Origin of the sequence: Actinomadura rugatobispora (assembly GCF_042656285.1) — a bacterium.
GTDB classification, from domain to species: Bacteria; Actinomycetota; Actinomycetes; order Streptosporangiales; family Streptosporangiaceae; genus Spirillospora; species Spirillospora rugatobispora.
Window position 1 is genome coordinate 164,214 of the sequence record NZ_JBHSON010000042.1, and the last position, 21,871, is coordinate 186,084.

Below are 21,871 nucleotides of genomic sequence, written 5' to 3' on the forward strand. Positions count from 1 at the left end.
CGCTCAGCACTGCGGCTTCTTCATCCCGTAGAGCGCGCGCTGCCCCGGGTGCTCGGCGACCGTCCAGACCTGGTCGGCCCCGCGCCAGCAGGACAGGTCCTCGGGGCCGAAGGAGACGGTCTCGCGCTGGACGTCCTCGAAGCCGTCCGCCCACACGGCCTGGACGAGCTGCCCCTGGTTCTTGTTCTGGCCGGGCGGGTAGGAGTGCTCCGCCAACGGGACGTTGCGCGTGAACCACCACGTGCCGTCCGCGGTGGCCCCTCCCTGGACGTAGGAGGCCGGAAGGCGGGCCACCCAGGACGGCGTGGCCCGCCCCTGGGCGTCGGTCTCCAGGTCGCTCGATCCGGGGCTGCCGCTGGTCAGGGGGAACTGCGCCACGCGCCCGTTGCCGTTCTTGCACCACTCCCCCGTCACCAGCCTGTCCTTGCCGGTGCGGTTGATGGACAGCCAGGAGTGGTTCGGGGTGCCGTTGACGGTGCAGGGCCCTCCGGACGGCCTGTCCGGGACGTACGACAGCACCTGCGGCATCACGTACCGGTACCCGTAGGCGTGGTAGGTCTTGCCGTGCAGGCCGACGAGGCCGGGCTTGGACGTGGACCCGTTCGCGCTCTTGCCCAGGTCGAAGATCTGCCGCATGTCGAACACGCGCAGGCCGGCGCTGGTGTCGGACACGTAGAGGCGGTTGCCGTACCAGGCGATGCCCCCGGCGTGGATCCCGGTGTCGGAGCCGTGCGTGCCCACGGGTTCGTAGGTGGTCCTGCCCCTGGCGTTGCGGTACGGCCACACCAGCAGGGCGTGCCGGTAGGTGTTGTCCTCGGTGTTGACGAAGGTCACGCGGGCGCTCTTGTGCGGCGCCTTCTTGTCGTGGTCGTACCAGCTGACCAGGAGGGGTTTCGCCGTGCCCCACCTCTCGTCCGCCTGGGCGTCGGAGACGCCGGTGACGCCCTGCGGGTACCACTCCTTGGTGGCGGTGTCGCCGGAGTTGAAGCAGAACACCTTCGCCCCGGCGGGGACCCCGGCCGAGGCGCCGCAGTTTCCGCCCCACTCGCCCTGGCGGTTGCCCTTCTGGGTGAGCAGTTCCTGGACGCCGGTCGTCTTCAGGCTCTTGGCCATGCCGCCGAGGGCGGCCCCGTCGGGGCTCGTGCCGACCTTGAGGACGTAGGGCTCCTTGGACGGCACCGCGGCCGACGCCGTGGCCGCGACCTGCTCGGAATAATCAGGAACGAAATAGGCGAAGGCGGGCGTGCCGATGGCCACGGCCATCAGCGGGGCGGCGAGGGCGAGCAGGCGCCGACCGTTCACGTGATCACCTCCGGGGATCACGGAACTTAACACCATTCGGACTTTTCACCCAAGATCACGCAATGCAACGTTATCGTTGCTATTGGAGATCAATGCGAGGTCAGCGACGCCGCGCAGGCACTGATCACCGGATCGAGCACCCGGGCAGTTTGGTAACGATTCGATATCGTCGGTAAACCGAGTGACGGGGCGGAACGTCATGCAGCAGCCTCCGGCGGCGGCCGCGCGCTCGCGCGGCCGGCGACGGGGTCGCCCTCGGAGAGTCAGCCGAGGCGGCAGGTGCCGGTGTCGGCCTTGCTCGGATCGCTCTCCGACACCGCCTTCACCCGCAGATTCGCCCGCCGGTCCGCACCGGCGCCCGGCCTGGCCCAGACCTCCACCGACGTCCGCTCACCCGCCCTGGCGGTGGCCAACTGGTTCGGCACCCAGGTCGTCCAGCCGTCCTCGGACACCGACGCGGTCAGCCGGTACACGTCCGAGGCGTGGTGCCCGCCGCCGCCCTTGCCGGAGTTGCGCAGCGGCATCGTGCACTTCACCCAGCCCGAGCCCGCGTCCCGCGCCTCGCCCTTGTCGACCTTCACGTCGCGGCGCTGCGGCCCCGCGCCGTCCAGCGAACGGATCGCGACCGTGTAGGACAGGACTCCCCTGGAATCGCGCTTGAGGTCGAGCACGTAGAAGTGCAGCCGGTTCGCCTTGTCGACGTACTCGAATTCGCTGCCCGAGCCGTTCCCGGCGTGGAACAGCGCGTCCGACAGCTGCCGGTAGTCGCCGATCGTCATCTTCTGCGGCGTGCCGTTGGGCAGGACGAAGTCGACCTTGTCGATGTCCTGCGGATTGGCGTCCTTCACCCAGATGAACGGGGCGTCGTCCGCGTCCTTGGTCTTGGACAGCAGCACGCCGGAGTCGGGCGTGAAGGAGTCGAAGCCCATCCGGTCGACGACTTCGAGGGTGTAGTTGTCGTAGCCGCCGCCGTCGCACACCGGGTCCTGGTCCTCACGGCACTCGGGGCTCTTGTCGCCGCCCTCGCCGAGCTTGAGGTTGATGCCCGCGAGCCCGCCCGCGCCCGGGTCGGCGGCGCGCGCGGTCACCCTGGCCACGACGGTGCCGGACGCGGCGAGGGTGTCGCGGTTCAGCTGCAGCACGTGGCCGGGGTCGACGATGCCCAGCTTCAGCTTGTTGCGCAGCATGTGCTGGGCGCCCATGGATCCGCCGCCCGTCGCCGGGATCGTCCACCGGCTGTGCGGGCCGCCGGGCCCGTTGAAGCTGCCGCGGCTCAGCATCTCCCACGGGCCGGAGTACGCGCGCCGCGCGGGGATGGCGTACGGGTTGTTGTAGTTGTCGCCGATCCCCAGGATGTGGCTGAACTCGTGCGCGAAGACGCCCATTCCGGAGCTCTCCGCCTGGGTCGAGCTACCGCTGACGGCGTTCGGCCAGATGGTGGAGCCCGACGCCCAGGACGACCAGGGGACGTACCGGGTCTTCACCCAGTTGGGCAGCGCGGGGTCCTGCGGCCCCCACTCGGGGGTCACCTCCTCCGGGGAGTTGAACTTCATCTGCCCGAACTCCTGCCAGGTGGAGCTCTCGTCCTGCCCCGCCGAGAGGTAGAAGACGAAGTCGAACTCCTTGGCCCTGTCCTCGCCCACGTCGGCGATCCAGGCCGCACGCGCGTCCGCGCGGATGTCGCGGTTGCAGGTGTCCCCCGCGGGGCATCCCGTGCCGCCCTGCATCCGGTTCTCCACGCCGTACTCGTGGTCCTTGGCGGGCATCCGGTACGCGCCGAACGCCGTGAGGTCGACCCCGTACCGCCCCTGGGAGTCCTCCATCCAGTACTCGTGCAGGGTGTGGCCCTGGTTGAGGGACTGCGGCTTGTTGAGGAAGTCCTGGTAGAACCGGGCGACCCCGTCGCGCGGCACGTTCCCCGCCAGGCTCGGGTTGCCGAAGATCGTGGAGTTCTTCGCCCTGGTCACGACGAAGTCCTGGTCGGGGTAGTCGACCAGGACGACGGCGCCCCTGAAGTTCTTGACCGATCCCTTCCGGGAGGGGTCGGCCCACGAGGTCCCCGGGACGGGCTTGTAGTCGTCCCACGTCATCGTGTCGGGCAGTTCGTAGTCCTGCGGGTCGATCGGCCTGGGGGCGCCCGCCGCGTACGTGCGCAGCCGCTGGGCCTGCTGCCACGGCTGGGTCTGGGGCCAGTGCCGCATCTGCCACGGGTTCTTGGCGGGCTCGGGGACGGGGGGCCGTTGCCCGGCGGTGGCGGGCGCGGTCGCGAGTCCTGCGGACAGCGTCAGAGCCGCCACGAGGGGGACGAGCAGTCTCTTGTCTACGCGCATGTCTCACCTGTCTGCGGTTGTTGGTGAGACCGTAGAGACGTCCGTTTCCTCCGGACAATGGCCGAGTTACACGATCTTGTCCGGGTACCGCTGGCAGCTTGTCCGGGTGCCGCTGGCAGCTCACGCCGAGCCCCTCGGGAGCGCGGTCAGAGCAGGGGACGGGCGGCGGTGACGATGCCGTCCTCGTCGGCGTAGAGGTGGTCGCCGGGACGGAACTCCACGCCGCCGAAGGACACCGGGACGTCGATCTCCCCGGCCGCGTCCTTGACGCTCTTGCGCGGGTTGGAGCCCAGCGCCTTGATCCCCAGATCGAGGGTGCGCAGCGCGGCGACGTCCCGGACCGCGCCGTTGATCACCACCCCGGCCCAGCCGTTGCGGACCGCCGCGGCGGCGATCAGGTCGCCCATCAGCGCGGAGCCGAGCGAGCCGCCGCCGTCCACGACCAGCACCCGGCCCTCGCCGGGCCCGGTGAGCAGCTTCTTGACCAGGCCGTTGTCCCGGTGGCAGCGCACGGTGGCGATCGGGCCGGCGAACGCGGCGCGCGCCCCGTACCCGCGGAACTGCGTCTCGCAGCTCTGCAGCTCGTCCCCGAAGTCGTCGATCAGATCGGCGGTCGCGAAGTCCATGCGCGGCAGCCTACCGAGCGGCTCTACCCGCGAGTAGCCGGAGGTCCGGGGCCAAGGGCGGACGGACGCCTGACAGGACCCGGTGATCTTCGGTACAACGTTCTTCTGAACCCAGGAGGTCGCCATGCAGCCCCCCAGCCGCCCCGGCCCCGCGTTCGAGGCGTTCCGGCCCATCGAACCGGGGGATCCGGTGCTGATCGGCGGCTACCGCGTGCTGGCCCGGATCGGCACGGGACGCCTCGGCGAGGTGTACCTGGCCGCCGCGCAGAGCGGGCGGCGGCTGGCCATCAAGTCCGTACGGGCCGATCTCGCGGACGACGAGGCGTTCCGGCGCCGCTTCAAGCGGGAGATCGCCGCGGCCCAGCGCGTCCGCGGGCCGTTCCTGGCGACCGTGGTCGACGGGCACGCGGAGGGGACGCGCCCCTGGGTGGCGTCCGAGTTCGTGCCCGGTCCCACGCTCGACGACGCGGTGCAGGCGCACGGCCCCCTCCCCGTACCCGCGGTGCGCGTGCTCATGGGAGCGCTCGCGGAGGCCCTCCAGGCCCTGCACGACGCCGACACCGTCCACGGCGCGCTCACGCCGTCCAATGTGCTGCTCACCGAGGACGGCCCGCGCACGGTCGACTTCGGCTCGCTCGAGCACGAGACGTCGGCGGCCGGCGACGTCTTCATGCTCGGCTGCGTGGCGCTGTTCGCGGCGACCGGGCAGGGCGCGTTCCCCAGGCCGTTCCAGTACGAGCCGCCCGACCTGAGCGGATGCCCCGACGCGTTGCGCGGGCCGATCGAACGCTGCCTCGCCGAGCGGCCGGAGGACCGCCCAGAGCCGCGCGAGCTCGCCGCCGAACTGGAGGCCGAGCCGCCCGCACCCGGCTGGCTGCCGCCCGAGGTCGCCGCGCTGCTCCCCGCCTACGAAGCCGAGCCGCCGCGTCCCGACGCGTCCCCGCTCCCCACGCCTCCCGCGCCTCCCGCTGCGGCGCCCCCCACGCCCTCCTTCGCCCCGCCGCCGGAAACCCGGCCGGACCCGGGCGGTCCGCCCGGCCGGGCTCGGACGACCCGCCCCGACATGCCGGAGGCGGCGCCGGGACGGCCCGCACGGCCGAACTTCGTCGTCCCCGAGCAGCCCCCGCACACCGACCCCTCGCTCCCCAGACGGTCCATGGAACCGGTGATGGGCAGCTACCGGCACGACCTCGTCGTCGCGCTCGGCATCGGCGGCGGCGCGTTCGGCCTGCTGGTCCTGATCCTGCTCCTGGTCTTCCTGGGCTAGCCGCCCGCGCGGCCGTCGGGCGGGGTGTCGGTCGGACGGCCGATGAGCCGCGACAGCACGATCGCGGTCTTGGTCGCGGTGATGTTGTCCTCCCGCCGCAGCCGCTCCAGCGACTGCTCCAGATGCTGGATGTCGCGGACGCGCACGTGCACCAGCGCGCTGGCGTCACCGCTGACGGTGTACGCGGCGACCACCTCGGGATGCTTGCGGATGCTGGAGTAGATCTCCTCCGGCGAGGTCGCGCCGGTGCAGAAGATCTCGATGAACGCCTCGGTCGTCCAGCCCAGCGCGGCCGGGTCCACGATCGCGGCGAAGCCGGTGATGACGCCGTCGGCGCGCAGCCGGTCGACGCGCCGCTTCACCGCCGGGGCCGACAGCCCGACCCGGTCGCCGATCTGCGCGTACGATGCGCGGCCGTGCTCCAGGAGCTGCGCAACGATTCGCCGGTCAAGCTCGTCGAGACGCAACGGATCACCTCCTGAACGACGATCCCGCACACTGGTCGTGCGCCGTTACCGAACTTACGCTGAGGGTGGGGACGGCGGCCAGCCGGGCGGGGACGGCGGCCGGTCGCCCTCCCCTCTGCCTCCCGGCGCCGTCCGGTGCCTGGAACGAGTCCGCCGTCCGCCGATGACCGCCGGAGGGAGCGTCGTGAGCCTGACCGACCAGCTACGGGCCCTGTCCGAAGAGCACAGCGCGCACAACTACCACCCGCTGCCGATCGTGATAACCGACGCCGAGGGCGCCTGGGTCACCGATGTCGAGGGGCGGCGCTACCTGGACATGCTGGCCGCCTACTCCGCGGTCAACTTCGGGCATCGCCATCCGCGGCTGACGGCGGCGGCGCGCCGGCAGCTCGACCGGGTCACCCTGGTCAGCCGGGCCTTCGACCACGACCTGTTCGGCCCGTTCGCGGCCGAGCTCGCCGAGCTGTGCGGCAAGGACATGGTGCTGCCGATGAACAGCGGCGCCGAGGCGGTCGAGACGGCGCTGAAGACCGCCCGCAAGTGGGGCTACGAGGTGCGGGGCGTCCCGGCCGGGCAGGCGAACATCATCACCTTCGAGGGCAACTTCCACGGCCGCACGACCACCATCGTCAGCTTCTCCACCGACCCCGACGCGAAGGAGTCCTACGGGCCGTACACGCCCGGGTTCCGGACCGTCCCCTACGGCGACGCCGAGGCGCTGCGGGCGGCGATGGACGACGCCACGGTCGGGGTGCTGATCGAGCCGATCCAGGGCGAGGCCGGGGTGAACGTGCCGCCCAGCGGTTTCCTGACGGCGGTGCGGGAGCTGTGCACCGAGCGCGGCGCGCTGATGCTCGCCGACGAGATCCAGTCGGGGCTGGGCCGTACCGGCACCACGTTCGCGGTCGAGCACGAGAACGTCGTCCCCGACGTCTACATCCTGGGCAAGGCGCTGGGCGGCGGCATCATGCCGGTGTCGGCCGTGGTCGCCGACCGGGACGTCCTCGGGGTCTTCAGGCCGGGCCAGCACGGCTCGACGTTCGGCGGCAATCCGCTGGCCTGCGCGATCGGGCGGGAGGTCGTGGCGATGCTGCGGACGGGCGAGTTCCAGGAGCGCTCCCGGACGCTGGGCGAGCACATGCACCGGCGGCTGGGCGCGCTGCCGCCCGACCTGGTGCGGCAGGTGCGCGGCCGGGGCCTGTGGGCCGGGGTCGAGCTGTACGGGACGGGGCCGGGCCCGGTGGCGCGCCCGGTGAGCGAGCGGCTGATGGAGCTGGGCGTGCTGGCCAAGGAGACCCACGACACCACGATCCGGCTCGCCCCGCCGCTGGTGATCAGCCGCGAGGACCTGGACTGGGCGCTGGACCGCCTGGAGATCGCCCTGAAGGGCTGACCGCTACCGCACGCGCACGACGCACGACGCGCTACGGGCGAGGGCTCCCCGCGAAGGCCGCGGGGAGCCCTCGCTCGCTTTTCCCGTCCATCCGGATTAGTCTAACTGGACTATTCCAACTGGACGCAGGGACCCCCATGCCGAGACCCCTCGCACCGCTCGCCCTCACGGTGCTGCGGATGCTGCACGACGGGCCGATGCACCCGTACGAGATGCAGCAGCGGATCCGCCATCACGCCTACGACCGGGCCGTGAAGGTCACCCACGGCGCGCTCTACCACGCGGTGGAGCGGCTGACCGCCGGCGGGCTCATCGAGCCCGTCGAGACCGGACGGGAGGGCCGCCGTCCCGAACGCACCGTGTACGCGATCACCGAGGCCGGCCGGGACACCGCGCGGATGCGGATGGTCGAACTGCTGGCCGAGCCCGCCGAGGAGTTCCCGCTGTTCGGCACCGCGCTGGCGTTCGTCAACCTGCTCTCGGAGGACGAGGTCGCCCGGCACCTGCGACGCCGCCAGGTGACGCTGGAGGCCCTGCTGGCCGGGAACCGGGCCGTCTACGACGTGCTCGGCGAGCGGGGCCTCGAGCGCTTCAAGCTGATCGACCACGAGCTCACCCTGACCCGGCACCGTGCCGAGCTCGACCTGGTCCGCGGCCTCGCCGACGACCTGGAGGCCGGACGCCTCACCTGGAGCGACGACCGCTGCGACGGGACCGGCAAGGACGGCAGGCCCGCCGAGAACGGCAAGACCGACGACGAGAACGGAGACCGGTCGTGAAGACCTGGCGCGGCAACCCCTGGGCGATCCTCCTCACCCTCTCCCTCGGGTTCTTCATGACGCTGCTCGACCTGACCATCGTCAACATCGCGATCCCCGACATCGTGGACGCGCTCGGCGCCTCGCTCGACCAGGCGCTGTGGGTGGTCAACGCCTACGTGCTGGTGCTGGCGGTGCTGCTGATCACCGGCGGCCGGCTCGGCGACCTGCTGGGCAAGCGCAACCTGTTCGCCACCGGGGTGGCGGTGTTCACGCTGGCCAGCCTGGCCTGTGCGATCGCCCAGGACCCGGTCCAGCTGATCGCCGCGCGCGCGGCGCAGGGGCTGGGCGCGGCGCTGCTGATGCCGCAGACCATGTCGATGATCATCGACACCTTCCCGGCGGAGCGGCGCGGCACCGCGCTGGGCGTGTGGGGCGCGGTGGCCGGGCTCTCCACGATCACCGGGCCCACGCTGGGCGGACTGCTGGTCACCACGCTCGACTGGCGGTGGATCTTCCTCGTCAACCTGCCCATCGGGGCACTGGTGCTGGCGATGTCGGCGGCGATCCTGCCCGGGCACACCCGCACCGTGCGGCACCGCTTCGACATCACCGGGGTGCTGCTGGCCTCGGCCGCGCTGTTCTGCCTCACCTTCGCGCTCACCGAGGGCCAGAAGCACGAGTGGAACGCCGCGATCCTGACCCTGCTCGGCGCCGCCGCGGTGCTGTTCACGATCTTCCTGCTGCACCAGCGGACCCGGCAGGACGCCGAGCCGCTGGTGCCGTTCACGCTGTTCCGCGACCGCAACTTCGCCATCCTCAGCCTGGTCGGCGGCGGCGTCTCGATCGCCATGATCGGCATGATCCTGCCGATGACCCTCTACCTGCAGTCGGTGCGCGGGTTCAGCCCCCTGGAGGCCGGGCTGGTCATGGCGCCCTCGTCGCTGGCGTCGATGCTGCTGGCCCCGGTGGCGGGACGGCTGTCGGACCGGCCCTGTACGGGCTCGGCAGCCTGTGGCTCGCCCTGGTCGCCCAGGTCGGGACGCATTGGACGGCGTTCCTGGGCCCGTTCCTGCTCAGCGGGATCGGCATCGGCGGGGTGTTCGCGCCGATGGCGACCGAGGCCACCCGCAACGTGCCGCCGCGGCTGGCCGGGGCGGCCTCCGGCGTGAACAACACCGTCCGGCAGGTCGGGTCGGTGCTGGGCGGCGCGGTGGTCGGGGCGGTGCTGCAGAACAGGCTGGCGGACGCGCTGAGGGAGCAGGCCGCGGCCCGTGCGGAGGCGCTGCCGCCCCAGTCCAGGGCCGGGTTCGTGGACGGCTTCGCCGGGGCGGCCAAGGGCGGCCTGGAGATCGGCGCCTCCCACCACGGAACGGTGCCGCAGATCCCCGCGAACGCGGCGCCGGGGGTGGCGCAGCGCGTCCAGGAACTGGGCGGGGAGGTCTTCGCGCACGGGTTCGTGCAGGCGCTGAAGCCGACGCTGGCGGTGCCGATCGCGGTGGTGCTGCTCGGCGCCGCCGCGTGCCTGGGCGTCAGGCGCTACCGGACCCCGGGGGACGCCCAGGCGCCGGAGGGTCGCCCGGCTCCGGACGGACAGCGGGCTTAGGGGCCCGCCACGTCAGCCAGTTCCCCGCGGGACGGGCGGCCGGGACGAGCGACACGGCGACCACCCCGGCCGCCAGCCCGCCGACGATGAACAGGTAGCCGGGCAGGGTTCCCGGGACGATCAGGTCGCCCTCCGTCCGGCCGATCGACAGCGCCAGCGTGACCAGGGCCCACAGCAGGACCGGGACGGCCGCGCCCGTCCGGCCGCCCATCGCCCAGCCCGCCGCCCGCGCGATCGCGAAGTTGACCAGGACCAGCACGATCGCCGCGACGGGGATCGACCCGATCGTCCAGCCCTGGGCGAACGAGCCGACCAGGCCCAGGAGCGCGCCGAGCAGCCCCAGCGCCGCGTAGGCCGCTCCGGAGACGAACGCGTCCAGCGTCGCGTCGCGCGGCCCGCCGGAACCGTAGAGGCCGGGGTCGCCGCCCATGCCCGGGGCCACGCTGGCACCGTACGGCCCGGCATCGTAGGGCCCGGCACTGTACGGGTCCGCGCCGTACGGACTCGGCCCGGGCGGGACGCCCTGACCGTACGCACCGACCTGGTCGGGCGGGACGGCACCCGGGGCGACGCCCCAGGCCCCCTGCTCCTGGCCCTGCCCCTGGCCGTACGGAGCGGCGCCCTCGGCTCGATCCTTCTTCACGCTCGCCAGGGTATCGACCCGGCCGGTGTCGCAGGACGGCCCCGACCGCCCGCCGAAGCGGACGGCCCGTCAGGAGGAAGGCGGGGGCGGCGGGGCCGGTTCGGCGAACAGGTCCCTCTCGCGCCCGCCGGCCGGGGCCGGGCCGCGCTCGCCCGCGAGCAGGATGAAGTACTCGGTGCCGAACGCCTGCTGCCCCAGGTTGTTGGACAGCGCGAAGAACGGCCCGACCTCCTCCGGGGCCACCACGATCTGGGTGGAGTGCGCGCGCAGGGCGGCCAGCTTGGCGGGCAGGTGGGAACGGGAGTCGACCACCGTGGTGACCTGGTCGTCGGGCACCCCGGAGCCGAGCTCGTCCAGGCTGGCGACCCGGCCGAACGGCAGCCGCGCCTCCCGCATCACCGCGATGGCACGCGCCAGCACGGTGCGGGGCGTGGCGTAGGCGTAGAACTTGTCGGCCCTCCAGGGCTCGCCGCCCTGCCCGTCGTCGTGGCCGGGGTCGGCGGCCAGCTCGTACGCCCGCCAGGTCACCCGGTGCGCCTGGATGTGGTCGGGGTGGCCGTAGTTGCCGCGCTCGTCGTAGGTGACGATGACCTGCGGCCGCACCTCACGGATGATCTTGACGAGTTCCCCGGCCGCCTCGTCGACGTCGGCCCGCCAGAAGCTGCGGGGATCGTCGTTGGTGGCGGTGCCCATCATGCCCGAGTCGCGCCACCGGCCGGGTCCGCCCAGGTAGCGGTGGTCGGACACGCCCAGGGCCGCGCACGCCTCGGACAGCTCGCCGACGCGGTACTCGCCCAGCCGGTCCTCCTTGTCGGAGGCCAGATGGCGCAGCTCGTCGGGGATGACCTCGCCCTCCTCACCCAGGGTGCAGGTGACGAGGCAGACGTGGGCGCCCTCGGCCGCGTACTTGGCCATGGTGGCCCCGGTCCCGATGGACTCGTCGTCCGGATGGGCATGGACGAACAGGATCCGCGGCTCCTTCATAAGACACGAGCCTACTCAGGCCGGGGACCGGTCCGGGATACCGGCCTCCCCGAGGCGCGGGCGCGTCGTGTGGACGGCGCCCGGAGTCTACCGGAACGCCCGGTCCGCCTGCCCGGCCCGGACGTACCGGGCCCGGGTCCGCAGCCGGTCCCTGGCCTGGTCAGACGCCTGCGACTCAGTTGGTGCCGCCGCCACCGCCACCGCCACCGGGCGGAGGCTCCTCACCACCACCGTCGGGCGGGGTCGTGGGCGTGGAGGGCTCGCTCGTCGGGGTCGGCGTCTCGGGCTCGGTCGTCGGGGTCGTGGTCTCGGTCGGCCGGATCGTCGGCTGCTGCGTCTCCGTCGGGACGGTGCGCGTGCGGGTCGGCCGGATCGTCGGCTGCTCGGTCTCGGTCTCCTCGTCGGTGGGCGACTCCGAGACGCTCTCCGACACGCTCGGCGAGGGGTCGTTCCCCGGGTCGCCGTCGCCGTTGGCGGCCATCACCAGCCCGACCACCAGCGCCAGCGCCGCGATCGCGCCGGCCGCCGCCACGATGGGCCAGCGCGACTTCCGCTCCGGCTCCCAGTTCTGGTAGCCGCCGGAGCGGCGGTGCGAGCCCGGCCCGCCGGGCCCGTACGCGGGCGGGAGCGGCGGCGCCGCGGCGACCGGCGGCATGGCGCGGGTGCGGTCGCCGACCGGCTGGGTGCCGGCGGGCATCGGCCCGGCGGCCCGGTGCGACCCCTCCGCCAGCAGCGTGGTGGCCTGGGCGGGGTCGTCCATCTGGGTCTGCGCGGCCGGGCCGGCGCCGATCAGCGTCATCATCAGCTGCTGCGCGGTCGGCCGCCGCTCGGGCTCCTTGACCAGGCAGGCCGCGATCAGGCGGTGCAGGTCGGGCGGCAGCCCGTCCAGGTTCGGCGGCTCGTGCATCACCCGGTTGATCACCGCGACCACGGTGTCGTCGCCGAACGGCGGGTGCCCGGTGGCCGCGAACACCATCGTGGTCGCCCAGGCCCAGACGTCCACCGCCTCGGTGAGCGTGGCCCCGGCGACCTGCTCGGGCGCCATGTACGACGGCGTCCCGATCGCCTTGGTCGCCGCGGTCTGGCCGGTGTCCAGGGCCCGCGCGATCCCGAAGTCGATCACCCGCGGCCCGTCCGGCGCCATGATGACGTTGTGCGGCTTGAAGTCGCGGTGCACGATCCCGGCCTGGTGGATGGCCACCAGCGCGGTCAGCGTCCCGATGCCCAGCCGCTCCAGCGCGGCCCCGGGGATCGGCCCGCTCTCCATCACATGCTTGTGCAGCGACGGCCCCGGGACGTACTCGCTGGCGATGTAGGGCTGGTCGCCGGCGACGTCGGCCTCCAGCACCTGCGCGGTGCAGAAGCGGGCCACCTGCTTGGCCGCCTGGGCCTCGCGGACGAAGCGGTTGCGGGCGTCGGCGTCACCGGCCAGGTCGGCCCGCAGCAACTTGATCGCGGCCTGCGCCCCGGAGGCGTCCACGCCCAGGTAGACCACGCCCTGCCCGCCCTCGCCAAGCCGTTCGAGCAGTTCGTACGAACCCAGCCGCCGGGGATCTCCCGGCTGCAGCTCCGGCATGGACCACTCCTTAGTAACCCGCGACGTCAAGTGTGATGGTGATGAATGGGGAGAAGTCTCGAGCTTACGCGAGCGCACCCGCGATCACTGGCGGTTCCCGATCGGGCACCTTACATCGCGGGACCGACATGAGCGGGCGGATTCGCCGCTCCGGCTCCTCCACCGGCCCTGCCGCCGCCCCTCCCGCCGGGACCGGTCCCGGCGCCCGTCCGCCGGGCCGCGCGCGGCGCGGGGAGGGGTCGGCGTCCGGCGGGGTCCGTGCTGGCAGACTCGGATGTCATGAGCATCGGCTACCCGCGGCAGAGCGCCCGCACCCGGCGGTTCACCCTCGGCGTCCCGCGCGCCTTCCAGATCGCTTCGGACGGCTCGTACGTGGCCTTCCTGCGGACCAAGGCCGGGGACGACCCGGTCACCTGCCTGTGGACGCTCGACACGGCGACCGGTGAGGAGCGGCTGGTCGCCGACCCGGCCGCGCTCGACGTGCCCGGCGAGGAGGACCTGCCGCCCGAGGAACGGGCGCGGCGCGAGCGGGCCCGGGAGCAGGCCGGGGGCATCGTCGGCTACGCGGTCGACCGGGACGCCGCCCGGGCGGTGTTCACGCTCGCGGGCCAGCTGTTCACCGCCGACCTGCGGAGCGGCGCGGTGCGCGCGCTGCCCGCCCGCACTCCGGTGTTCGACCCGCGGCTCGACCCGGCGGGCCGCAAGGTCGCCTACGTCTCGGGCCGCACCGTCCACGTCGTCCCGGTCGGCGGCGGCGCGGCGGAGGGCGGCGAGCCGCTGATCAAGCCGGAGAGCGACCAGGTCTCCTACGGTCTCGCCGAGTTCATCGCCGCCGAGGAGATGAACCGGATGCGCGGCCACTGGTGGTCCCCGGACGGGTCGACCCTGCTGGTCGCGCGCGTGGACGAGACCCCGGTGACGCGCTGGACGATCGCCGACCCCGCCAACCCGGACCGCCCGGCGCACGAGATCGCCTACCCGGCCGCCGGCACCCCCAACGCGATCGTGTCCCTGGTCCTGGTGAAGGCCGACGGCAGCGGCCGGGTCGGCGTCGCCTGGGACCGCGGCGAGTTCCCCTACGTCGTCACCGCGCACTGGGACCGGCACGGCCTGCGGATCGTCGTCCAGTCCCGGGACCAGCGCATCCAGCGGATCCTCGACGTCGACCCGTCCAACGGGGAGACCACGCGGCTGCGCAGCGAGCACGACCCGGTCTGGACCGAGATCGTCGCCGGCGTGCCCGCCCGCACCGGCTCCGGCGCGCCGATCTGGGTCGTGGACGACGCCGAGGCCGACACCCGGCGGATCACGGTCGCGGACGAGCCGGTCACGCCCGCCGGGCTGCAGGTGCGGTCGGTCCTCGGCGCCGAGGACGAGCGGATCCTGTTCACCGGCACGCAGGAGCCCACCGAGCTGCACGTGTGGTCCTACGACGGCGCGGACGGCTCGGTCACCAGGCTCACCGACGGGCAGGGCGTGTTCGGCGGCGCCCGGACGGGCGAGGTCACCGTGCTGACCGCCACCCTGCTGGACCGGCCGGGCGTCTCGGTCGAGGTGCGGACCCCGTCCGGGACGCGGGAGATCGCCTCGCTCGCCCAGGTCCCCGAGATCACCCCGAAGGTCGAGCTGCTGCGGGCGGGCGAGCGGGAGATCCGCACCGCGGTGCTGCTGCCCACCGGCTGGGAGCCGGGCGCGGGCCGGCTGCCGGTGCTGATGGACCCCTACGGCGGCCCGCACGCGCAGCGGGTGCTGGCCGCCCGCCGCGCCTACTACGAGGCGCAGTGGCTGGCCGACCAGGGCTTCGCCGTCGTGGTCGCCGACGGCCGCGGCACGCCGGCGCGCGGGCCCGCGTGGGAGCGCGCCGTCCGCGGCGACTTCACCGGGCCCGTCCTGGAGGACCAGATCGCCGCGCTGGAGGAGGCCGCCCGGCAGCATCCCGGCGCGTTCGACCTGGACCGGGTGGGGATCCGCGGCTGGTCGTTCGGCGGCTGGCTTGCGGCGCTGGCCGTGCTGCGCCGTCCCGACGTGTTCCACGCCGCGGTGGCGGGCGCGCCGGTGACCGACTGGCGCCTGTACGACACCCACTACACCGAGCGCTACCTGGGCCACCCGGAGGAGGAGCCGGACAACTACACCGCCAACTCCCTCATCGAGGACGCCGGCAGGCTGGAGCGCCCCCTGCTCCTCATCCACGGCCTTGCGGACGACAACGTGGTCGCGGCGCACACCCTGCGGTTCTCCTCGGCGCTGCTGGCGGCGGGCCGTCCCCACACCGTCCTGCCGCTGTCCGGGGTCACCCACATGACCCCGCAGGAGATCGTGGCCGAGAACCTGCTGCGCCTGCAGGTCGACTTCCTCAAGCGGAACCTGGGCTGACGCCCTTCCCTGGCCGGGCGGTGCCGTGCCAGCTGCGCCAGAGGGCGGCGTACGAGCCGTCCTCGGCGATCAGCTCCTCGTGGGTGCCCAGCTCGGTGATGCGGCCGCCCTCGACCACGGCGACCCGGTCGGCGTCGTGCGCGGTGTGCAGCCGGTGCGCGATCGCGACCACGGTGCGGCCGTCCAGGACGGCCGCCAGCGAGCGCTCCAGCCGGCGGGCCGCGCGCGGGTCGAGGAGCGAGGTCGCCTCGTCCAGCACGAGCGTGTGCGGGTCGGCCAGGACGAGCCGGGCCAGGGCGAGCTGCTGGGCCTGGGCGGGCGACAGCGTCTCCCCGCCCGACCCGACGGCGGCGTCCAGGCCGGGGCCGTCCCAGTCGACCGCACGCAGCGCCGCCTCGACGTCCTCGGCGGTCGCGTCCGGGCGGGCCATGACCAGGTTCTCCCGGACGGTGGCGCGGAACACGTGGTGCTCCTGGGTGAGGAGCGCGACATGGCCGCGCAGTTCGTCCAGCGGAAGCTCCACCAGCGGCACCCCGCCGCCGGAAGCGCCGTCGCCGCCCTCGGCGGGGCCGACGGTGACCGAGCCGGTGCGCGGGCCGTCGATCCCGGCCAGCAGCCGGCCCAGCGTCGACTTGCCCGCCCCGCTCGGCCCCACGATCGCCAGCCGCTCCCCCGGCCGCAGGTCCAGATCGACGCCGTGCAGCACGTCCCGGCCGGGCCGGTAGGCGTACCGGACGCCGCGCACGGCCAGCCGCGCGCCGCCGGAACGGCGGCCCGGCTCCGCGGGCCGCGCGTCCCCGGCCTCGCCGACCCCCAGCAGCCGGGCCAGCGACGCACCGCCCAGCTGCAGCTCGTCCAGCCAGCTCAGCAGCATCTCGATCGGGGCGATGAGCTGCTGGGCGTACAGCGTCGCCGCCGTCACCTGCGCCAGCGACGCCATCCCGTTGATGTAGAGCAGCCCGCCGGTCAGCAGCGTCGCCGCCACCGGCAGCACGAACGCCATCTCGATCACCGGGTACAGCACCATGCGCAGCCGCAGCGTGTAGCGCTCGGCCGCGTACGACCCGGCGATGTCGGCGTCGGCGCGGCGGTGCCGGCGATCGGCCAGCCGCAGCGCGTCGACCGTGCGGGCGCCGTTCACCGTCTCGGCCAGCCCGTCGGTGAGATCGGCCCAGCGGGCGTTCTCGCGCAGGTAGCCGAGGCGGGCGCGCGGCAGGTACCACCGCATCACGCCCCACAGCAGCGGCACGGAGATCAGGCAGGGCAGCGCCACCAGCGGGCCCGTCAGGATCAGCGCCCCGACCGTCAGGACGGTCATCACGAGCCCGATCAGCATCTCCGGCACCGCGTACCGGACGCTGGTGCCCAGCGTCTCCACGTCCCGGGAGGCGCGGCTCACCAGGTCGCCCGTCCCGGCCCGCTCCACCGTGGGCAGCGGCAGCGCCAGCACCCGTTCGACGAACTCCTCGCGCAGCTCGGCCAGCACCCGCTCGCCCAGCCGCGCCGAGGCCAGGTAGGCGTACCGGGTCAGGACGCCCTGCGCGATCACGAAGACCGCGATGGCGGCGCCGGCGGTGTCGATGCCCGCGCGGCCGCGCCCGACGTCCTCGACCAGGTCGCCGAGGAGCCGCGGCGTGACCAGCCCGGCGACGGCGGCCAGGGCGTGCAGCCCGACCGCGCCGAGCAGCGCGCGCGGGTGCCGCAGCACCAGCCGGCGCGCGTACTCCCTGACCTGCCGCGGCGCCGCCACCGGCAGGATCTCGGCACTCACCGTCCTCCAGCCCTTCCGGTCGATGTCGTGGATGCAGCGGTGTGTCGGTGGATTCAGTCGAGGACGACGGCCTCGGCCGCCCGGTCGCCGCCGCCGCCGTCCGGCTCGGCGCCGTTCGGCCCGGCGCCGCCGGCGCCGTCCTCCCGGGCGCCGCCGACGGTGCCGCCCGTCTCGCCGCGCGTGACGGTGGCGGCGTAGCGCGGCTCGGACGCCAGCAGGTCGCGGTGCGGGCCCTCCGCGGCGACCTTCCCGCGCTCGACGTAGACCACGTGGTCGGCGCGGTCCAGCACCAGCGGGCTGGTCGTGCACACCACCGTGGTGCGGCCCGCGCGGCCCGGCCCCAGCCGGTCGGCGATGCGCGCCTCGGTGTGCGCGTCCACCGCGCTGGTCGGCTCCACCAGGACCAGCACCTCCGGATCGGCGGCCAGCGCGCGGGCCAGCCGCAGCCGCTGCTGCTGCCCGCCGGAGAACTCCCGCCCGGCCTCGGCCACGTGGGCGTCCCGGCCCACCGCGGCGATCACGTCCTCGGCGGCGGCCGCCGCCAGCGCCCGGTCGAGCGCGCCGTCCGCGGTGCCGGGGGTGGTGAGGCTCTCGGCGAGCGGACCGGAGAACAGGCGGTCCTCGTTGACGGCGACCAGGATCCGCTCGCGGAGGTCGGCCAGCTCCGCCAGCGGCAGGCCGCCGTAGCTCACCTCGCCGTCGGCGTACCGGCCGAGCCGGTCGGCGATCGCCTGGGCGTCGCGCGGGTCGGCCGCGGCGATCGCGGTGAACCGGCCGGGCCGTACGACCAGGCCGGACGCCGCGTCCAGCAGCTCGCCGCCGGGCGCGGGACGGGCCGTGCCGTCCAGGGGCACCTCGGGCTCCAGGTCCAGCACCGCGACCACCCGCGCGGCCGCGACATGGGCCTTGGTCAGCTTGCCCGCCGCCTCGCCCACGGTCTTCAGCGGATGGATGAGGAACACCGCGTACCCGTAGAACGCCACCAGCTGGCCGGCGGTGATCGCCCCCTCCGCCGCGAACCGGGCGCCCGCCCAGGTCACCAGCGCGATCAGCAGGCCGGGCAGCAGGATCTCGGCGCCGCTCAGCTTCGACTCGGCGCGGGCCGTGGCCACGCCCGCCTCCCGCACCCGCTGCGACTCCGCCCGGTAGCGGTCGGCGAACAGCCGCTCGCCGCCGATGCCGCGCAGCACGCGCAGGCCCGCCACCAGGTCGGTGGCCCGGGTGTTGAGCTCGCCGACCAGCTCGCGGTGACGCTGCTCGCGCTCCCGGTACGGGCGCAGCAGCGGCGCCGCCACCACCAGGATCACCGGCACCCCGACCAGCACGATCAGGCCCAGCGGCGGCGAGGCGGCCAGCATGATCGCCGCCACCGCCACGATCGCCACCACGGCCCCGGTGCCGCGGGCCACGATGTCCATCGCGTCGCCCAGATGGGACACGTCCGCGACGCCGACGCTCACCACCTCCCCGGCGCTCAGCCGCTTGGGGAGGGTGGCGCCCAGCCGGGTCGCCTGCCGCGTCACGACCTGCACGGTCCGGTACGCGGCGGCCAGCCAGCTGAAGACCGCGAACCGGTGCCGGGCGACGCCGCTGGCCGCCTGCACGACGCCCAGCACCAGCAGGACGCCGGCCCACACCAGCAGGGCGCCGGTGTCCTTGGCGGTCACGCCCTGGTCGATGGCGCGGCCGATCGCGGCGGGCATCAGCGCCTGGCTGAGCATCCACACCACCCCGAGCGCGGCGCCGCCGGCCAGCGGGCGCGCCTGGGTACGTCCCAGCCACAGGAGGTAGCGCGCCGGCGATCGCCGGTCCGGCCTCCCGGGATCTTCGACCGGCAGCGTCTTCACGACGGAAGATTAAGCACGCTCGCGGCGGAACCTCGAACGATTTTTTGCGGGGGCCCCGGGCGGGGGTAAAGCGCCGGTCAGCGGCCCTTGAGGCGGACCTCACACACTCGGGACGGCCGTTCCCCTCGCAACGGACAGCCCGTAACGAGCCTGGGACCGTCCCGAAGCAACCCTTCAGCGGATTCGGACCCGATCCGGAGCAACCCCGAAACGCCTCTACAGCCCCTGTGCAGCGGGCCTTTCAGCGGGTTACGGGCCGGTGGGCGGGGCCGCCCGTTCCGTCCGGGAGCCTGGGGGGCGGCCCGCCGGTACGGTAGGGTCGGGTGAGTACGGAGCGTGCTCCTCCGCTCCTTGAGCCGGGATCCAGGCGGCTAGGCCGATGCCGCTGCCCCGGCGCGGTCCGGCCCAGGTCAACACGGCGCACCCGTGATCGCGACCGGGCGTCCGGCCGTTGCCTGTGCCGCCGCCCGCCGACAGTCCGGAAGCCTTGTGAGCACCGTCAGCCACCATTCGCACAATCCGCACGGCGCCCGACCGAACGGGCATGCCGGTCACGGCGCGCATCCGAACGCCGTCGCGCACGGATCGGAGGAACGGGTCGACCTGCTGCTGATCGACGACGATCCGTCGGACGTCTTCCTCGTCGAGCGGATGCTCGACGACAGCGGGCTGGAGATCAGCCTGTCCGTCGCCGACGGCCTGCCCGCGGCGCGGCGTCTGCTGACCCGCCGCACCCAGTGCATCATCGTCGACCTGTCGGCCCCCGAGGGCCGCGACCCGATCGAGGAGCTCCGGGAGGTCCTGTCGATCGCGCGGAACGCCGCGGTCGTGGTGCTGACCGGGCTCGACGACGTCCGCCCGGCCACCCGGCTGGGGGTGCGGGCGGTCGCCGCCGGCGCCGCCGACTACCTGGTCAAGCAGGAGGTGGACGGCCCGCTGCTGGCCCGGGCGATCCGCTACGCGATCGAGCGCAAGCGGGCCGAGGAGACCGAGCGCCGGCTGGTCGAGGCGCGGATCATGGGCCGGGAGAACGCCCGGCTGGAGCGCGGCCTGCTGCCGGTGCCGCTGATCGACGATCCGGGGCTGCGCCACCACACCCGGTACCGTCCGGGCCGCCGCCGGGCGCTGCTGGGGGGCGACTTCTACGACACGGTGCAGACCGAGGGCGGCGCGGTGCACCTGATGATCGGCGACGTGTGCGGGCACGGCCCGGACGAGGCGGCGCTGGGCGTCCAGCTGCGGATGGCGTGGCGGACGCTGGTGCTGGCCGGGCACACCGGCGAGCAGCTGCTGGGCACCCTGGACACCGTGCTCGGGCACGAGCGGCGCAGCGAGGAGATCTTCACCACGCTGTGCATGATCACGATCGCGCCGTCGCTGCGCACCGCGCGGATGCACCTGGCCGGTCATCCGGCGCCGCTGCTGTTCCGGCACAACGGCGCGGAGAGCGAGGTCGTGGCGCTGCCGGAGTACGCGCACGGGCCCGCGCTGGGCCTGGTGCCGAGCGCCGAGTGGCCGACCACCGAGATCGACCTGGGCGAGTCGTGGAGCCTGATGCTCTACACCGACGGGCTGATCGAGGGCCGCGTCGGCGACGGCGCCACCCGGCTGGGCACCGACGGGCTGGTGGAGCTGGCCCGCAAGGCCCGCGGCGCGGGCGCCGCGGGCCGGGGCCTGATCGACTCGCTCGTGACCGAGGTCGAGGACCTGAACGGCGACGCGCTCACCGACGACCTGGCGGTGCTGCTGCTGTCCCGCGACGACCCCGCACACTCCCCGGCGGAGTAACCTCGCCGCCACGGCAGGGTGACGCTGACCGACACGACGGGCACCCCTCGCCGCCGGCCGGGTGACGCTGACCGGCGCGGCGGTCACCGCTCGCCGCCACGGCAAGGTGACCGCCTGGCCACAGCAGAGTGACCATCGCCGCCAAGCAGGGTGACCGCCCGGCCATGCCAGGGTGACCGCTGCCGCCAGGGTGGGGTGACCGCCTGGCCACGCGGCGGCGTCGGTGCAGGCCGTGCGGCGTGGACGGGCCGCCGGCGGGCGGGGCCTGACCGGGCCGGTGGAGTTCCCTGATCGTGCTGTGAGGTCTCTCACCTTGGACGATGTAGCGGCATGCCCGAAATGCCCATGTCGCACCGTTCATAGCCCAGGGCTATCGAAACGAGTACGGCCATGACTTGGATCTCTTGAGCCGCCCGGTCGTACCGTGCGCTCGTGGCTACAGCGATACCTGCGATCTACCGGTCGACCGTCGGCAAGAAGGCGGTCATGGCCGTGAGCGGCGCCGTGCTGGTGCTGTTCCTGCTCGGGCACATGGCCGGGAACCTCAAGATCTTCTTTGGGGCCGAGGACTTCAACCACTACGCCCACTGGCTGCGCACGGTCGGCGAGCCCGCCGTCCCGCACCGCACCGTGCTGACGCTCACCGAGATCGTGCTGTTCGCCGCCGTCGTGCTGCACATGTGGTCGGCGGTGTCGCTGGCCCGCCGCGCCTCCAAGGCCCGGCCGGTGAAGTACCAGGCCAAGAAGAAGTCGCACGCGCAGGGCTACGCCACGCACACGATGCGGTTCGGCGGCCTCATCATCGCGCTCTTCGTGATCTGGCACCTGCTGGACATGACGTTCCTGGTGGTGAACCCCGGCGGCCGCGACGCCACCCCGTACGAGCGGGTCGTGGAGGGCTTCGACCCGTCCCGCTGGTACGTGACGCTCTTCTACGTGGTGGCGCTCGCGCTGGTCGGGCTGCACCTGCGGCACGGGATCTGGAGCGCGTTCCAGACCCTCGGGCTGCGCACCCCCCGCAACGAGCGCACGCTGCGCCTCCTGGCCGCGACGGTCGCCGTGCTGGTCACCGTCGGCTTCCTCGCCGTGCCCTTCGCCGTCACCTTCGGATGGGTGAGCTGATCATGAGCAAGCCGA

Annotated in this window: 17 protein-coding genes; 8 read left to right on the forward strand and 9 right to left on the reverse strand. The window is 73.6% G+C overall.

The annotated features are described in order from the left end of the window. Positions 1-3: 3 nt before the first annotated feature. From ACFPZN_RS28025 to rraA, 3 genes are all read right to left on the reverse strand, one after another. Complete coding sequence (locus ACFPZN_RS28025; RefSeq protein ID WP_378285206.1) at positions 4-1,302, reverse strand: hypothetical protein; 1,299 nt, start codon at positions 1,300-1,302, stop codon at positions 4-6. A gap of 263 nt (positions 1,303-1,565) precedes the next feature. Continuing rightward, positions 1,566-3,632: a M6 family metalloprotease domain-containing protein gene (locus tag ACFPZN_RS28030; protein ID WP_378285207.1), complete on the reverse strand. Its 2,067-nt coding sequence runs from the start codon at positions 3,630-3,632 to the stop codon at positions 1,566-1,568. Between the two features lie 146 nt (positions 3,633-3,778). Continuing rightward, positions 3,779-4,258: a ribonuclease E activity regulator RraA gene (gene rraA / locus ACFPZN_RS28035; protein WP_378285208.1), complete on the reverse strand. Its 480-nt coding sequence runs from the start codon at positions 4,256-4,258 to the stop codon at positions 3,779-3,781. A 124-nt stretch (positions 4,259-4,382) separates the two neighbouring features. On the opposite strand from rraA, the gene ACFPZN_RS28040 reads away from it, so the two are divergent. Beyond that, a complete protein-coding gene (locus tag ACFPZN_RS28040; RefSeq protein WP_378285209.1) occupies positions 4,383-5,525 on the forward strand; it encodes a serine/threonine-protein kinase in 1,143 nt (380 codons plus the stop codon). Here the strand turns inward: ACFPZN_RS28040 and ACFPZN_RS28045 are convergent. Then, a complete protein-coding gene (locus tag ACFPZN_RS28045; RefSeq protein ID WP_378285210.1) occupies positions 5,522-5,992 on the reverse strand; it encodes an Lrp/AsnC family transcriptional regulator in 471 nt (156 codons plus the stop codon). The genes ACFPZN_RS28040 and ACFPZN_RS28045 overlap by 4 nt on opposite strands. A gap of 163 nt (positions 5,993-6,155) precedes the next feature. Here ACFPZN_RS28045 and rocD point away from each other — a divergent pair, with 163 nt between their 5' ends. The 4 genes from rocD (at position 6,156) to ACFPZN_RS28065 (ending at position 9,749) form a co-directional block, all read left to right on the forward strand. Then, positions 6,156-7,385, forward strand: coding sequence for an ornithine--oxo-acid transaminase (gene rocD, locus ACFPZN_RS28050; RefSeq protein WP_378285211.1), 1,230 nt, complete (start codon positions 6,156-6,158; stop codon positions 7,383-7,385). A 137-nt stretch (positions 7,386-7,522) separates the two neighbouring features. Continuing rightward, a complete protein-coding gene (locus tag ACFPZN_RS28055) occupies positions 7,523-8,164 on the forward strand; it encodes a PadR family transcriptional regulator (protein WP_378285212.1) in 642 nt (213 codons plus the stop codon). Next, on the forward strand, positions 8,161-9,315 hold the full coding sequence (locus tag ACFPZN_RS28060) for a DHA2 family efflux MFS transporter permease subunit (protein WP_378285213.1): 1,155 nt from the start codon (positions 8,161-8,163) through the stop codon (positions 9,313-9,315). Before ACFPZN_RS28055 ends, ACFPZN_RS28060 begins: the two co-directional genes overlap by 4 nt. Beyond that, positions 9,255-9,749: an MFS transporter gene (locus ACFPZN_RS28065; protein ID WP_378285214.1), complete on the forward strand. Its 495-nt coding sequence runs from the start codon at positions 9,255-9,257 to the stop codon at positions 9,747-9,749. Before ACFPZN_RS28060 ends, ACFPZN_RS28065 begins: the two co-directional genes overlap by 61 nt. On the opposite strand, the gene ACFPZN_RS28070 is transcribed toward ACFPZN_RS28065, so the two are convergent. From ACFPZN_RS28070 to ACFPZN_RS28080, 3 genes are all read right to left on the reverse strand, one after another. Next, a complete protein-coding gene (locus ACFPZN_RS28070; protein WP_378285215.1) occupies positions 9,676-10,392 on the reverse strand; it encodes a DUF6113 family protein in 717 nt (238 codons plus the stop codon). The two genes, ACFPZN_RS28065 and ACFPZN_RS28070, sit on opposite strands and share 74 nt — an antisense overlap. A gap of 69 nt (positions 10,393-10,461) precedes the next feature. Next, entirely contained in the window at positions 10,462-11,376 is a 915-nt protein-coding gene (mshB, locus tag ACFPZN_RS28075) for an N-acetyl-1-D-myo-inositol-2-amino-2-deoxy-alpha-D-glucopyranoside deacetylase (protein WP_378285216.1), read from the reverse strand. A 175-nt stretch (positions 11,377-11,551) separates the two neighbouring features. After that, positions 11,552-12,952, reverse strand: a complete 1,401-nt coding sequence (locus ACFPZN_RS28080; RefSeq protein WP_378285217.1) for a serine/threonine-protein kinase — start codon at positions 12,950-12,952, stop codon at positions 11,552-11,554. Positions 12,953-13,231: 279 nt separating this feature from the next. Between ACFPZN_RS28080 and ACFPZN_RS28085 the strand changes: the two genes are divergently transcribed. Next, on the forward strand, positions 13,232-15,328 hold the full coding sequence (locus ACFPZN_RS28085; RefSeq protein WP_378285218.1) for a S9 family peptidase: 2,097 nt from the start codon (positions 13,232-13,234) through the stop codon (positions 15,326-15,328). On the opposite strand, the gene ACFPZN_RS28090 is transcribed toward ACFPZN_RS28085, so the two are convergent. Both ACFPZN_RS28090 and ACFPZN_RS28095 read right to left on the reverse strand, forming a co-directional pair. Then, positions 15,309-17,099, reverse strand: a complete 1,791-nt coding sequence (locus ACFPZN_RS28090; RefSeq protein ID WP_378285219.1) for an ABC transporter ATP-binding protein — start codon at positions 17,097-17,099, stop codon at positions 15,309-15,311. The two genes, ACFPZN_RS28085 and ACFPZN_RS28090, sit on opposite strands and share 20 nt — an antisense overlap. A gap of 53 nt (positions 17,100-17,152) precedes the next feature. After that, the gene (locus ACFPZN_RS28095; protein ID WP_378285220.1) at positions 17,153-18,946 is read right to left on the reverse strand and encodes an ABC transporter transmembrane domain-containing protein; all 1,794 of its coding nucleotides are present in this window, start codon (positions 18,944-18,946) and stop codon (positions 17,153-17,155) included. A 489-nt stretch (positions 18,947-19,435) separates the two neighbouring features. On the opposite strand from ACFPZN_RS28095, the gene ACFPZN_RS28100 reads away from it, so the two are divergent. Next, positions 19,436-20,734 carry a PP2C family protein-serine/threonine phosphatase gene (locus ACFPZN_RS28100; protein ID WP_378285221.1) on the forward strand — a complete coding sequence of 433 codons (1,299 nt, stop codon included), beginning with the start codon at positions 19,436-19,438 and terminating at the stop codon, positions 20,732-20,734. A gap of 432 nt (positions 20,735-21,166) precedes the next feature. Then, positions 21,167-21,856, forward strand: a complete 690-nt coding sequence (locus tag ACFPZN_RS28105) for a succinate dehydrogenase cytochrome b subunit (RefSeq protein ID WP_378285222.1) — start codon at positions 21,167-21,169, stop codon at positions 21,854-21,856. Positions 21,857-21,871 lie beyond the last annotated feature (15 nt).

Excerpts from the sequence above, each read along its gene's own strand:
- ACFPZN_RS28030 (WP_378285207.1), bottom strand. The coding sequence starts at position 3,632 with ATGCGCGTAGACAAGAGACTGCTCGTCCCCCTCGTGGCGGCTCTGACG.
- rraA (WP_378285208.1), bottom strand. The coding sequence starts at position 4,258 with ATGGACTTCGCGACCGCCGATCTGATCGACGACTTCGGGGACGAGCTG.
- ACFPZN_RS28040 (WP_378285209.1), top strand. The coding sequence starts at position 4,383 with ATGCAGCCCCCCAGCCGCCCCGGCCCCGCGTTCGAGGCGTTCCGGCCC.
- rocD (WP_378285211.1), top strand. The coding sequence starts at position 6,156 with ATGACCGCCGGAGGGAGCGTCGTGAGCCTGACCGACCAGCTACGGGCC.
- ACFPZN_RS28055 (WP_378285212.1), top strand. The coding sequence starts at position 7,523 with ATGCCGAGACCCCTCGCACCGCTCGCCCTCACGGTGCTGCGGATGCTG.
- ACFPZN_RS28065 (WP_378285214.1), top strand. The coding sequence starts at position 9,255 with ATGGCGACCGAGGCCACCCGCAACGTGCCGCCGCGGCTGGCCGGGGCG.
- mshB (WP_378285216.1), bottom strand. The coding sequence starts at position 11,376 with ATGAAGGAGCCGCGGATCCTGTTCGTCCATGCCCATCCGGACGACGAG.
- ACFPZN_RS28080 (WP_378285217.1), bottom strand. The coding sequence starts at position 12,952 with ATGCCGGAGCTGCAGCCGGGAGATCCCCGGCGGCTGGGTTCGTACGAA.
- ACFPZN_RS28085 (WP_378285218.1), top strand. The coding sequence starts at position 13,232 with ATGAGCATCGGCTACCCGCGGCAGAGCGCCCGCACCCGGCGGTTCACC.